Annotated in this window: 12 protein-coding genes and 1 tRNA gene; 7 read left to right on the top strand and 6 right to left on the bottom strand. The window is 40.6% G+C overall.

Going from position 1 to position 12,510, the window contains the following annotated elements; genetic code table 11:
* Nucleotides 1–653 precede the first annotated feature (653 nt).
* Together D1367_RS06190 and D1367_RS06180 are read right to left on the bottom strand one after the other, a co-directional pair.
* Nucleotides 654–1,013 carry a hypothetical protein gene (locus tag D1367_RS06190; RefSeq protein ID WP_118164626.1) on the bottom strand — a complete coding sequence of 120 codons (360 nt, stop codon included), beginning with the start codon at nt 1,011–1,013 and terminating at the stop codon, nt 654–656.
* 927 nt (nt 1,014–1,940) lie between these two features.
* Nucleotides 1,941–3,041, bottom strand: a complete 1,101-nt coding sequence (locus D1367_RS06180; protein ID WP_181985083.1) for a glutamate-cysteine ligase family protein — start codon at nt 3,039–3,041, stop codon at nt 1,941–1,943.
* 498 nt (nt 3,042–3,539) lie between these two features.
* Between D1367_RS06180 and D1367_RS06175 the strand changes: the two genes are divergently transcribed.
* From D1367_RS06175 to D1367_RS06155, 5 genes are all read left to right on the top strand, one after another.
* Nucleotides 3,540–4,214, top strand: coding sequence for a Mo-dependent nitrogenase C-terminal domain-containing protein (locus D1367_RS06175; RefSeq protein ID WP_118164616.1), 675 nt, complete (start codon nt 3,540–3,542; stop codon nt 4,212–4,214).
* Between the two features lie 74 nt (nt 4,215–4,288).
* The gene (obgE, locus tag D1367_RS06170; protein ID WP_118164612.1) at nt 4,289–5,317 is read left to right on the top strand and encodes a GTPase ObgE; all 1,029 of its coding nucleotides are present in this window, start codon (nt 4,289–4,291) and stop codon (nt 5,315–5,317) included.
* Nucleotides 5,318–5,752: 435 nt separating this feature from the next.
* Nucleotides 5,753–6,358, top strand: coding sequence for a vWA domain-containing protein (locus D1367_RS06165; RefSeq protein WP_118164608.1), 606 nt, complete (start codon nt 5,753–5,755; stop codon nt 6,356–6,358).
* A 191-nt stretch (nt 6,359–6,549) separates the two neighbouring features.
* The gene (locus D1367_RS06160) at nt 6,550–7,155 is read left to right on the top strand and encodes a vWA domain-containing protein (protein ID WP_118164603.1); all 606 of its coding nucleotides are present in this window, start codon (nt 6,550–6,552) and stop codon (nt 7,153–7,155) included.
* A gap of 125 nt (nt 7,156–7,280) precedes the next feature.
* Nucleotides 7,281–7,673, top strand: a complete 393-nt coding sequence (locus D1367_RS06155) for a salt stress protein, Slr1339 family (protein ID WP_118164600.1) — start codon at nt 7,281–7,283, stop codon at nt 7,671–7,673.
* A gap of 73 nt (nt 7,674–7,746) precedes the next feature.
* On the opposite strand, the gene D1367_RS06150 is transcribed toward D1367_RS06155, so the two are convergent.
* On the bottom strand, nt 7,747–8,094 hold the full coding sequence (locus tag D1367_RS06150; RefSeq protein ID WP_109008692.1) for a winged helix-turn-helix transcriptional regulator: 348 nt from the start codon (nt 8,092–8,094) through the stop codon (nt 7,747–7,749).
* Between the two features lie 341 nt (nt 8,095–8,435).
* Nucleotides 8,436–8,509: transfer RNA gene (locus D1367_RS06145), tRNA-Val, on the bottom strand.
* A 286-nt stretch (nt 8,510–8,795) separates the two neighbouring features.
* Between D1367_RS06145 and D1367_RS06140 the strand changes: the two genes are divergently transcribed.
* Both D1367_RS06140 and D1367_RS06135 read left to right on the top strand, forming a co-directional pair.
* The gene (locus D1367_RS06140) at nt 8,796–9,212 is read left to right on the top strand and encodes a DUF1636 domain-containing protein (RefSeq protein ID WP_118171167.1); all 417 of its coding nucleotides are present in this window, start codon (nt 8,796–8,798) and stop codon (nt 9,210–9,212) included.
* A gap of 2 nt (nt 9,213–9,214) precedes the next feature.
* Nucleotides 9,215–9,958 (top strand): cobalt-precorrin-6A reductase, encoded by a 744-nt coding sequence (locus D1367_RS06135; RefSeq protein ID WP_118171164.1) that lies wholly within the window; start codon nt 9,215–9,217, stop codon nt 9,956–9,958.
* Between the two features lie 196 nt (nt 9,959–10,154).
* Here the strand turns inward: D1367_RS06135 and D1367_RS06130 are convergent, their stop codons facing one another.
* Nucleotides 10,155–11,297 (bottom strand): BMP family ABC transporter substrate-binding protein, encoded by a 1,143-nt coding sequence (locus D1367_RS06130; protein ID WP_118164596.1) that lies wholly within the window; start codon nt 11,295–11,297, stop codon nt 10,155–10,157.
* A gap of 426 nt (nt 11,298–11,723) precedes the next feature.
* On the bottom strand, nt 11,724–12,500 hold the full coding sequence (locus D1367_RS06125) for a WecB/TagA/CpsF family glycosyltransferase (RefSeq protein WP_181985082.1): 777 nt from the start codon (nt 12,498–12,500) through the stop codon (nt 11,724–11,726).
* Between the last annotated feature and the right edge of the window lie 10 nt (nt 12,501–12,510).

The following is a 12,510-nucleotide window of genomic DNA, read 5'->3' as shown; positions in this document are numbered from 1 at the left end:
TACTAACTTCTCAAATTTCAGATAGATTCCACATCAACCAAAGGTAACATTCTCATCTGAAATTAATTACTGCATTCCTGACTATGCCTATGCCTTAATAGGTAGTGTTAACCCAATAATCTAGTAGTTAGCGAACTTTATTGATTTTTTCAGCTACAACAATGAATCAATTCAAAATTCAAAATTCAAAATTCAAAATTCAAAATTCAAAATTCAAAATTCAAAATTCAAACATTTTAGACAGCCACCCACAACGGGCAGAGGGTTTCTACCTACCTTGGGAAACAATGATTCTTTCGCGCCACTTGCGGGCGAGGTTTTAAACCTCACTTCTTTTCAGAAAATATACTAAACATAATTATTAATTAATACCGTTTTTTTGTGAAGCTGCATATAATTCACCCCCCGGCTATCGCCGTCCCCCGATGCCTTGGGGGGACTACAGGGGGGTATTATTCTGTGCAGCCTCACATAGATTTGGTATAAGATATTTTTAATCAAAACTATGCAAAGCCAGTTTGACCATCCATGCTCAGTGTAAACATATTTTTATAATTAAATTGTAGTCTCCAGGTTAACAGTACTAATTAGTAATGGGTCACTGCTTTTATGCAATCACCCATTACTACCGAAAAATTACCAGAACTATTAATTTAGTTCTTACCTGTAACTTTCTCCAACACATTCTTTATATTTTCTTCTACTGAGGTTGCAGCCTGGGAATTTTCTGGACGCTTCTGCTTGTCAATATCAGCAGCTCCCTGAACCTCATTAAGTCCTTCGCTAGTCTCTTTTTGAGTTTTTTTCAATCCTATTGGTGGTGCTTTACCGGCTTCGTCAGTTTTGGCCTGAATATCAAGCAGTTGTGTAGTACCTTCGGTAGGTTCACTTTGGTAGCTATCGATCGCAAAAGCAGGAAAAGCACTAGATAACAATAGTAAGGCGCAAGTAAAAGCCACAACTAAGAAGCGTACTGGACTTAAGATAGATAAAACAGAAGCAATCATTTTCATTTGAAATCCTCGATAACAGCTTTAACAACGCAGAACTTTCACTGAAAGAGCGGAAGCTCACACCTTATTTGGTAAAGAGCAAAAATAGCAAGCTCCGCTTCAATCTAGAAGTTCTTTATAAACGAACCTGGCGAAGAAATTGTCTTGGGATTTCTGCATCGAAATTAGTCAGCGATAATAAGCAAATATCACCTTAATTCTTTAGCAAAATCATTACATTTTTTATTGACAATCTTCTTTCAAGGTTCCCTGTTTCTACTTGTACTTTGAAAATGCTAATGCCTGCATCAATCTCTAGAATGAAATTTCCTATATCTTTAGTTATAATAAAATCAGTCTCCAGGTATATCGACTTAATATAGTTTGGTTTCTGTAACCAACTTGGTGGAAATTGACCTTTTGAGACAAAGAGAGTCAATGCCTGTTATAAGATTAGGACTTACGCATTGACAAGAAATACCAAATATGAATAAAGGTTAAAAACCATATCTTTCGTAAGGGCACAGCATTGCTCATACGTGTCAACTTAAGCTAAAAGTAGCAAAACTTTCAGCTTCCTCACCCGCCTTCAACTAAAGTTCAAGGCGGGATATGGCTTTTACGTTAAGTTGACACCAATGAGCATTGCTGTGCCCCTACAGCATGGTCTGTTTACGTAGTTTACCGCCGTAGGCATCGCACGATAATTAAGAAAAGCCTAAAACAACCTAATTAATCCTTCATTCACATCACGATGCATTTGTACAGTGCGTAAGTCCTAAAGATGTGAAGCAATCAGCACAGGCGTAGCCCACCGTAGGCATCGTATTTCGCTTACAAGTGAGGTTTTGTAAAAATTGCCACTGCGCTTGACGCAACTTTTACCAATTGCAGACAACCTGAATAACTTTTCAAATATTCCTTAAGAGTCCCTATTCCCAATTTATTTTAAACTTGATAAGTCTGTCTTATTACCTCTTCTATCGAACTTACACGATGGAACATTTCTATTAATTCATGGGATCTTGTTTTTCGCTTCGCCAGCATTACTTTTAACGGCGTTAAATAATTAACATCTGGATCATCTTTTAAAGCAACTTCAGCTGCTTGCAAGACTTTTGTCGCATTGCCAAAAATATCTTCGTTGTCAAACCCTTCTTTTGCAGAAAGTTGGTGTAATGCTGCATCGGGTACAGTTGCTCTACCCAGTAAGGTTTCATCTAACACCAAACCTTTCAATAATGTCAGCAAAGCTGCATAGATTAAAAAGTTATCACAACTATCACAAGCCTTAAATTCAATGCGTCCCACTTCAGCCGGAATGCGGGCAATTTTTGTCAAGGAAGGTATGCTATTAATAAGTTGTTCTTGTTTCTGAATAAAAACCAGGGCTGCTGGTCTTTTTCCGGTTCTGATAAACGTTCGTACCGATAAACCATCCCATAATCCTCCCTGATAAAAAGGGGAACTATAACTAAAAGGGACGATATAGGGACTGTAATAAGTTAATTTTTTGCCAACATCAATCACATCTTCAGTAGACAAATTTGCCACTGAAATATTTAAATCTGGCCCATAAGACACCATGTGAATATTAGCAGTTTGTTCGTCAGGATAAGCCTGTAGCTCTTTAATTTCGTAATCGTTTAATGGGGGATGAGGCTCAAAAACCGGATTGTAGGGATTAAAACTAACTAAAACTGGTGAGAAACCAAAGTCAGCAGCAACCTCACGTAGTAAGTGAAAACTTTCTGACAATTCACTAATAGCGCCTTGAATATCAGAATGTATAGTCGTTCTAATTTCGATACCTTTAGCATGACAGTCTATCACCTTGTCGGAATCTGCAAATCTTTCAAATCCCTCAATGTACCATCTTTTCATCTTAATACCCGCATCGCCAACGCGTAGTTGAGGATAGTCGCTGGGGTATGTAGGTAGCCTTTCAATAATTTGATTGAAATCAGCAAATTTTGTGTGAGAAAAATCAGCAAACTTTCCTTCTTTGTTTAGGAAAGCGACTTCATGCTCAATGCCAAATAAAAACATTATGTATACCTTTCTTGTTTATTGAAGTAGGTGCGTACCCAGTTGCCCTGGATAGTTTCTCGTAAACAACAGTTTATCTGAGAAGATTTTGCAGTAGTAAGTTAATCAAATTCCTAAGCGATCGCTGCAATAATCTCAGATCATTTCGGATCTACTATAATTGTATCTGCTGCCTGAAGCTCACAAGCTCTAGCCCAGAGGAGAATTAGTAGTGTTTCTGGAATGATGCCGAGGTGAACTTTGGTTTTATTTATGAATACCTCCACAACACAAATTAAATCTTTTTTTCAGCTTAAGTAGAAATAATTCTCAAGATTAGTCTCAAATGGATTTTACCTCAAGACCGACTGTTGCGATTTGAAAACTTCTCTGATTTATTTATTGAGGCAGCGATCGCTACGCACTTTGGCTTGATTATTCTGTATTGCCACCACTATCTTCCTAGTCACTGGTTAGGCTAGCTTAGTAGTGACTGAGGAAAGCTTGAGACGTGAGTTTATGACAAGTACCGTTCAATCCCCCTACAGCAGCCAACAGATTGCCGCTTGGTTGCGTGGGCTGCTCACCATTGCTTGGGCTGATGGTAATTTTGATGCCCAAGAACAGGAATTAATTGCTAGCATCACCGAAAATGAATTAGCTCCTAAGATTAAATTCGATTCATTAGAGGTAATTACCCCAGAGGAATTAGCCGCCGTCTTGGGTAAAAGTACCCCAGCTGCGGAAAATTTTTTAAGGACAGCGATCATGGTAGCGATCGCAGATGGCACTTATTCTCCCAGCGAAGATCAGGTTCTGCATCAGTTCTGCCAAGCCTTAGAACAGCCAGAGAACTTACTAGAAGCCCTTCGCCACACCCTAGAATACCCACAGCTTACCCCCACTATCGCCAGCCCTGGACTTACAAAGCGTCAAATTGATGCACTACACCCCCTGCGCGACTGGCTGGATAAGCTAGATATCCAAGACCCAAGAGTAGCCCGCTTTTTGTGTAAAATGATTCCCTCCCAGTGTCCCTTTGAGCGGGATGTCACCTTATTTGGACGCAAGATTGTCCACATACCGCCGATGTGTAAAATTAACCCGTTGTATGAACAACTGGTGGGCTTACGTTTCCGCGCCCTTTCCTATCTGGCAGATAAATGCGGTGAAGATGTTTCACCCTATATTTAGTTAAAGTGAAGAGTGAGGAGTTATAATTTTTAACTCCTAATTCCTAACTCCTCACTTTTCACTATTATTTAAGTATGCAATTTATCGACCAAGCAAAAATTGAAGTTGAAGCTGGTAAGGGTGGCGATGGTATTGTCGCCTTCCGGCGAGAAAAATACGTGCCGACTGGTGGCCCCTCTGGTGGTAACGGGGGAAGAGGCGGTTCGGTATTTTTTGTTGCCGATGAAAACCTGCAAACCTTGCTAGACTTCAGATATAACCATCGTTTTCAGGCAGAAAAAGGCACTCGTGGTGGGCCAAATAACTGCACTGGAGCAGCAGGAAAGGATTTAATCATCGAAGTTCCCTGTGGTACAACAATTTATGATGCTGAAACTGGCGAATTGTTGGGGGATTTAATTGAGCCTAAGCAGAGTTTGCGGATTGCCCAAGGTGGTAAAGGCGGACTAGGAAATCAGCATTTCTTGAGTAACCGTAACCGCGCCCCAGAATACGCCCTTCCAGGATTACCAGGGGAAATAAAGCAGCTGCGTCTAGAGTTAAAACTTTTGGCAGAAGTGGGGATTATTGGCTTACCAAATGCTGGTAAATCCACTCTAATTTCATCTTTATCAGCTGCACGTCCAAAAATTGCAGACTACCCCTTCACTACCCTGATCCCAAATTTGGGTGTAGTGCGGAAACCTACTGGCGATGGTACTGTTTTCGCCGATATTCCCGGATTAATTGAGGGAGCGGCTCACGGTGCAGGGTTGGGACACGATTTCTTACGTCATATCGAGCGCACGCGAGTGCTACTTCACCTAATTGATGCCACTAGTCATGATGTAGTTAGAGATTACAACACAATTAAGGAAGAATTACAAGCTTATGGACGGGGTTTAGCAGAACGCCCGCAAATTTTAGCGCTGAACAAAATTGATGCAGTTGATCGGGAAACTATCGATTTGGAGGCGTTAGCCACCCAACTTAATCATCTCTCCTACGCCCCGGTTTTTGTGATTTCAGCAGTTACCCGCACCGGGTTAGAGCCGATGTTACAAGAAATTTGGGGAATTCTCGACCAAATGAAGGTTCCTCAAGAAGTGGAGGTATTGAGATAATTCGTAATTCGTAATTACTACTTTCAGAAGGGAAGTATAGCGGTTCCCATTCAGATGCGGTACAACATTAGGGAACTCCAAAAAATAAATTATTCCACATTCAAGTCGTTGACTGTTGACTGTTGACTGAAAACTCGTGAACCGTCAACGGTCAACAGTGAACAATAGCAATGGAATATTTTTTTACTTGGAAGTCCCTTATATCGCGAGGTGTAAGGGCACGGCAGTGCCGTGCTACGGGTGTACCTCACGTAAACGAGTTTTTTAACATCTTCTGGTATTCCCAATCCATTGTCGGCAATGCTAATTGTTACCTGATTAGGCTCCTATAGTTGGGTACAAAATGCGAATTGTCGGAATTGGGAATTGGGAAGAGCTGTATCGTCAAATTCGTAGACTAGACTAGAACCACAGGGTAACAATCAGAGGAAAATTATGATGAGCGATCGCGACTACACATTAATCATTGACAAAAGCGGTAGTATGTCCACGCCCGACCAAGTGGGTGGTAGAAGTAGATGGGATATAGCCCAAGAATCTACTCTGGCTTTAGCAAGAAAGGCCGAACAGTTTGACCCCGATGGCATTACGGTTTATTTGTTTTCGGGTAGATTTAAACGCTACGATGATGTCACCTCAGCCAAAGTCGCCCAGATATTTCTCGAAAATGACCCTTCTGGAACAACAAACTTAGCATCTGTACTCCAGGATGCCCTCAATAACTACTTTCAACGCAAAGCAGCCGGTAAAAGCAAGCCAAACGGAGAGACAATTTTAGTTATCACCGATGGTGAACCAGACGATCGCAAAGCTGTATTTGAAGTGATCATTCATGCGACTCGCCAGATGGAACGTGATGAAGAATTAGCAATTTCGATCATTCAAGTGGGTTCAGATCCCCAAGCAACTAAGTTCCTCAAAGCTTTGGACGATCAGTTGCAAAGTGTCGGCGCTAAATTTGATATTTGTGATACCGTCACTTTAGACGACTTAGAAGATATGAGCCTTGTAGATGTATTGACGAATGCAATAACTGACTAATTTTAGATTTTAAATTTTAAATTTTGGATTGAAGGATTCAAAATTTAAATCTAGTTTCAGTGCGACTAGTTTCAACTATGAAAATTAAAATCCCAAATTTCTTTTCAATACCCTACCTTTAGGTTAACGGTTAATCTAAAACCAAAATCCAAAATCCAAAATTGATTTACTCTTAATTGGAGAATTGAATCATGCTAGAAAATCGTGATTACACCTTGATTATCGACAAAAGTGGCAGTATGGCAACCCAAGATCAAAAGGGTGGTAGAACTAGATGGTTTGCAGCCCAGGAATCTACTTTAGCCTTAGCTAGCAAGTGTGAACAATTTGACCCGGACGGCATCACTATTTATGTATTTTCTGGTAAATTTAAGCGGTACGAAAATGTCACATCCAGCATTGTAGGGCAAATTTTCCGAGAAAATGACCCCTCTGGTACAACCGACTTAGCAAGTGTATTAAAACACGCAACTGATGATTACCTTCAACGGAAAGCAGACGGTCAAACCAAGCCAAATGGTGAAACAATATTAGTAATTACTGATGGTGAACCGGATGATCGCAAAGCAGTCATGAAGGTAATTATTGAAGTTTCTCGCCGCATTGATCGAGATGAAGAATTAGCTATTTCGTTTATTCAAGTTGGTACAGATCCACAAGCTACCCGCTTTCTCAAAGTCTTAGATGATGAACTCCAAAGTGCTGGTGCTAAGTTTGATATCTGTGACACCATTACTATGGAAGATATGGAAGATTTGAGTCTATCAGAAGTGTTACTCAATGCCATTAATGACTAGTACCGTTCGGCGTAAATCAAGCTACCATTTTAAAACTTGCAAAAGCCTTGATATACAAAATTTTTGAATGCGTGACTTCCGCCTTGCGGCACTAGCCATACTATTTTTTATTAGGAATTGCCAAAATGGATTCCATTGATAAGCTATTAGCTGAACTCCAAACCGAATACAAAGAAGTACAACCTCAACAGCAGCAGTCAAAATCAGCCACAGCCAAATCGTTTATTCCATCATCGCCAAAGTCGGCATCTTTCATGGATAACCTTTTGGCAGAAATTAAGGCTGATTTTGCCGAAGAGGATGCTGCTATTGAGTTAAAAAGGCAGCAAGAACTAGAACAAGAACGAATTCGGCAAGAACAACTCAAAGCCAAAGAATTAGAGGCTTTGAAAGTGGAAGCAAAAGAATGGTTAGCCAAAGTAGATCCACTTTCTTCCGAAGGGCTTTGGTTTGAAAGGTTTGCTGAAAGTTACCCCTCAAAATTAGAGGCAGCGATTGAATATTTGAGAAATAACTAATAAAATAATTCGTAATTCGGAGAAAGCTGCTAGTTAAAATTATAAGTTAGCAATTATTATTTATTAACTATGCTCAATATTGATGATGATTTTTTAGAGCTAACCGTTGCACAGCCCATTCATGCATAGCATAGAGAATTGGTTGTAAAGTTTCTCCTAAAGGCGTCAGAGAATATTCCACCTTGGGCGGAATTTGGGGATAAACTTCTCGATGAATAATACCGTCTTCCTCCATCTCTCTAAGTTGCTGAGTCAGCATCTTTTGCGTAACTCCAGGTAAAGCCCGTTGCAATTCACCAAATCGTTTTACGCCAGTCATTAATTCTCTAATAATCAAAACTTTCCAGCGTCCGCCAATCACCTTTAGGGTAGTTTCTACTTCACAAGTCAGCCTGCGATTATTTTCTGCTTCAGCTTTCATAGTTTTTTTATAGGAAGAACCTAACTCAGATTTGCTGGGTAGTACTGCTAGTTATCTGATTATTACTTGTTTTATAGCGGTTCCCATTCAGATGCGGTACAACATTATATCGCAAGGTGTAAGGGCACGGCAGTGCCCATAGGTGTCAACTGAAGCTAAAAATAGCAAAACTTTCAGCTTCCTCACCCGCCTTGAACTAAAGTTCCTTGCGAGATATGGCTTTTACGTTAAGTTGACACCAATGGGCAGTGCCGTGCCCCTATCGGAACCATAAGCTTGCCGTTGCGGCAAACTTATGGGAAAGTCACATGACAAATAATTAGTCACTGTATAACAAAAAATGGACGTAACTGGATTCGAACCAGTGACCTCTACGATGTCAACGTAGCGCTCTAACCAACTGAGCTATACGTCCTTAACCACACGATTATCAATAATAACACATACTTTCTTGATAAAGCAAGATAAAAGTGTAAATCCATCTGATAAGCGAAGTCCCATTCGAGTAGGGTGTATGATCGATAAGGTTATTCGGTTCTGCTGGGGAGCAGCTACCAGAGGTAACTCTTAAAGTTCGGTGCAAATCCGGCGCTTGGGAGCAACTGTAAACCCATTTGAGATGTCATCTAAAATCCCAAATTGAGTAAGTCAGGATGCCCGCCGAAATAGATTTATCAGTTCCACATATCTGCGAGGTACAGATGACTACTACTGTAAATATTTCCCCGACTAGTCCCTTGGGTGGTGCTGACCATACTTTATTTGTTTGCAAAACTTGTGCTAGCGTTTGGCAAGATGGAAAACGCTTAGGTGAAAGTGGCGGTGAAAAACTTCTATCTGAACTTCAGCAGCTTGCACAAGATTGGGACTTACGAGATGATTTCCCAATTCAGGAAGTTGAATGCATGAGTGCTTGTAATCGTTCCTGTGTAGTTGCCTTTGCTGCCAAGGGCAAATTAACATATCTATTTGGTGATTTAGCCGTTGATGGTAGTGCATCTGCGGTACTAGAATGTGCTAGTCAATACTATGGCAAAGCAAATGGTTTACTCCCTTGGTCAGAGCGTCCTGAAGCGCTGAAAAAGGGCATTTTGGCAAAAATTCCACCTTTATCTTAATGATGCGCCTTTTGATTCTGGGTGGAACGGGAGATGCCGCAGAACTAGCTGCCAGAGTGGCGGCTATCCAAGGGTTAGAAGCAATCACGTCTCTAGCTGGGCGCACCCGTGAACCATCAGTACCGTTGGGGGATTTACGGGTTGGAGGCTTTGGTGGTGTGGCTGGATTGGCTAGCTATTTGCGAGTCATGCAAATCGATTTATTAATTGATGCAACCCATCCTTTTGCGACTCAGATTTCTTTCAATGCGGCGGATGCTGCAACCGAAGTCGGAGTACCCCGTTTGATGTTAATACGCCCTCCTTGGGAAAAAGCAAGTGGCGATCGCTGGATTGAAGTTGGGAGTGTTGAAGCCGCCGCCGCATCTGTAGCAAACCAGGCACAGCGAGTATTTTTGACCGTTGGTAGGCAAGAACTCGCCGCCTTTGCTCACCTAGATAAAATTTGGTTTCTGATGCGGATGATTGACCCTCCTAGTGATGATGCTTTAGTGCCTCCGGGAGTGATATTGTGCGATCGCGGGCCCTTTACCCTCAATAATGAAAGGCAAATCCTGATTCATAACAAGATTGATACCATAGTGAGTAAAAATAGCGGTGGCGATGCAACAAAGCCCAAGATTATTGCAGCGCGAGAACTCGGCGTAAACGTTGTTATGGTAAATCGTCCAGCCATACCGCCAGGGGAGCAGGTTACTGATGTTGATGGTGCTTTGGCATGGCTATTTGACAAGTTGCACGACTAATGCAATAAAGAAAAAGCCGCCGATCAGAATCTAAGCCACTTCTCCCTATCCAGCATCCAAAATTCAAAAAAGAAATCCTAGTATTGTGTTAATTAAATAACGAACCGCAGAGGCACAGAGAACACAGAGAGAAAGAGAGAAAATTCTAAAACTTGGTTTACTCAGCAAAATTGGGTTGGTCGAGTGTTTAGCAGTGCTAAGATTTCCCTTTAGGAATTGACCCTTCAATTCCCTCAACATACCAATCCATCGCCAGTTGTCTGCGATCATCCAAAACCTTACCTTTTGGTACTCGCACCACCCCTTTTTGATCTTTCACCGGGCCATCAAAAGGATGTGCAGTCCCCTGAATAAACTCATCGCGCTTCCCATTCACCAGTTGTTGCACATCCTCTGGAATCGCCTGATTCATCGGCGAAATATCCACCATTCCTTGACCAATGCCATCCCAAACCTCTTGAGACTTCCAAGTATTAGTCATTACAGCCAAAGCTTTATCTGTATAGAATTTGCCCCATTTGTTAATAGCTGATGTCAGGTGGGCTTTTTGACCAAACTTACTCATATCAGTGTTGTAGCCAAAAGCATAAATGCCTTTTTCTTGTGCCAGTTGGACAACAGCACCAGAGTCGGTATGCTGTGTCAGTACATCTGCACCTAAATTCACCAAAGCTTGAGCCGCTTCTCTTTCTTTAGCTGGATCGTACCAACTTTGTACCCAAAGTACCTTAACTTTTGCTTGGGGATTTGTTAACCTTACTCCTTGAGTGAATGCACTGATTCCCCGAATTACTTCTGGAATTGGGTATGCGCCAATGAAACCAACTACATTTGATTTTGTCATCTTGCCAGCAATCATGCCGGTTAAGTAACGCGGTTCTTCAAAGCGTCCCAGATAAGTGCCGACATTGGCAGCACGTTTGTATCCTCTACAGTGTTCAAAGACAACATCACTAAAGTCCTTGGCAACTTTAATTGTTGGGTTCATATACCCCAAGGAAGTTGTAAAAATTAACTTGTTACCATCCAATGCTAATTGGCGAATCACCCTTTGGGCGTCAGCAACCCCGTTGACATTTTCTACAAAAGTAGTTTTTACCTTATCTTGAAGATTGGCTTCCATGTCTCTGCGACCTAAATCATGGGCATAAGTCCAGCCAAAATCACCCACAGGCCCGGTATAAACAAATCCTACCTTGAGAGGTTCATTCACCGCCACAGGCGACGCTGAGGGAGATACTTCACCCTGCGATTTGGAATTTTTGCCTTGAACACAACTAGTTAAGGCAAAGCTAGATCCTGCTAAAGTGACATACTTTAGAAAATTCCGACGATCCATATTTTATTAATAGGTTTACCTGTTAATAAGATTTTTATGATTGCTGCTAATGGCAAACACGGTCTAGATTAGCTATTTACTTAATTTTAACTTTTTATTTGTGCCGTCAACTTACTTGAGAAAGAAGGCAATTAATGGTAATATTATAAATAATCACAACATTTTTTCAAAAAGCGGATATTTAAAGGCAGCTTTTTGAGAAAAGTGCGATCGCAGACCGATAAAATTTGATTGAGCAGCAGGAAACTGACACAAAGGCTATCCTGCAAATAATCTTCCTCAGTTGAGGCAAAGTTCCTAGTAACTGTGTTGTAGAAATAACTAAAGCTGCTTTGATATCCTATTTATACCATGAGTAAATAATTCATATTTAATAAATGGGTACAGTACCCCACACTTAATTATCAATTATGAATTATGTTTTACTTAGCGATTTGCTACCAATTTTTGAGCGATTTTTTGCTTAAATAGACGATAAAAAAACAAGGGATTACCTATAATATAACGATCCCATAGACGAGTAGGTTCAGTAATTAAGCGTGTTAACCACTCAAAGCCATTATTCGTCAGCCATTCGGGGCCACGATATGTAGAGTTAGTATAAAAATCTAGACATGCGCCTAAAGGTAAAAATACACGAGCTTCAATTTTATTTAAGTTATCTATAATCCACTGCTCCTGTAATGGCATACCAAAACCAATATATAAAATATCTGGTCGGAAATTATTAATTTTTTCTATTATTAAATCATTCTCTTTTCCTGCTTTATCAAAGTAACCATGATGTCCGTCTATCCGAAGGTTTGGTGCAATGGATACTAACTTTGTAATTGCTTCATCCACTACGCCGGGTTTTCCAGCTAATAAAAATAAAGAAACATTTTCTTTTTCACATTTCAATGCTAAATCTTCTATATAATCTGGTGCTGTCATGCGATGTGCAGAATTCAGCGAATAACCGCTTAAGTTAGCTGCTAACAAGACACCAAATCCATCGCAAAATACTAAATCTGCATTATTTAAAAAATCTCGATACCAAGACTTTTCATAAGCAAAATTCATAGCTCTAATATTCACATTTTCGACAATTGTCTTTTTGGGCTTTTTGACTGATTCTACTAAATAGTCGATTAATTCTTGTACCTTAACTTGATGGAACCTTGTATCAAACAATTTGATTTCAGGAAAAGTTTTCGTATCCATGATTATTTCC

It is taken from the genome of Nostoc sphaeroides (assembly GCF_003443655.1).
GTDB lineage: Bacteria > Cyanobacteriota > Cyanobacteriia > Cyanobacteriales > Nostocaceae > Nostoc > Nostoc sphaeroides.
The sequence above is the reverse complement of the archived record's forward strand: the minus strand, read 5'-3'. Positions and strand labels throughout refer to the sequence as shown.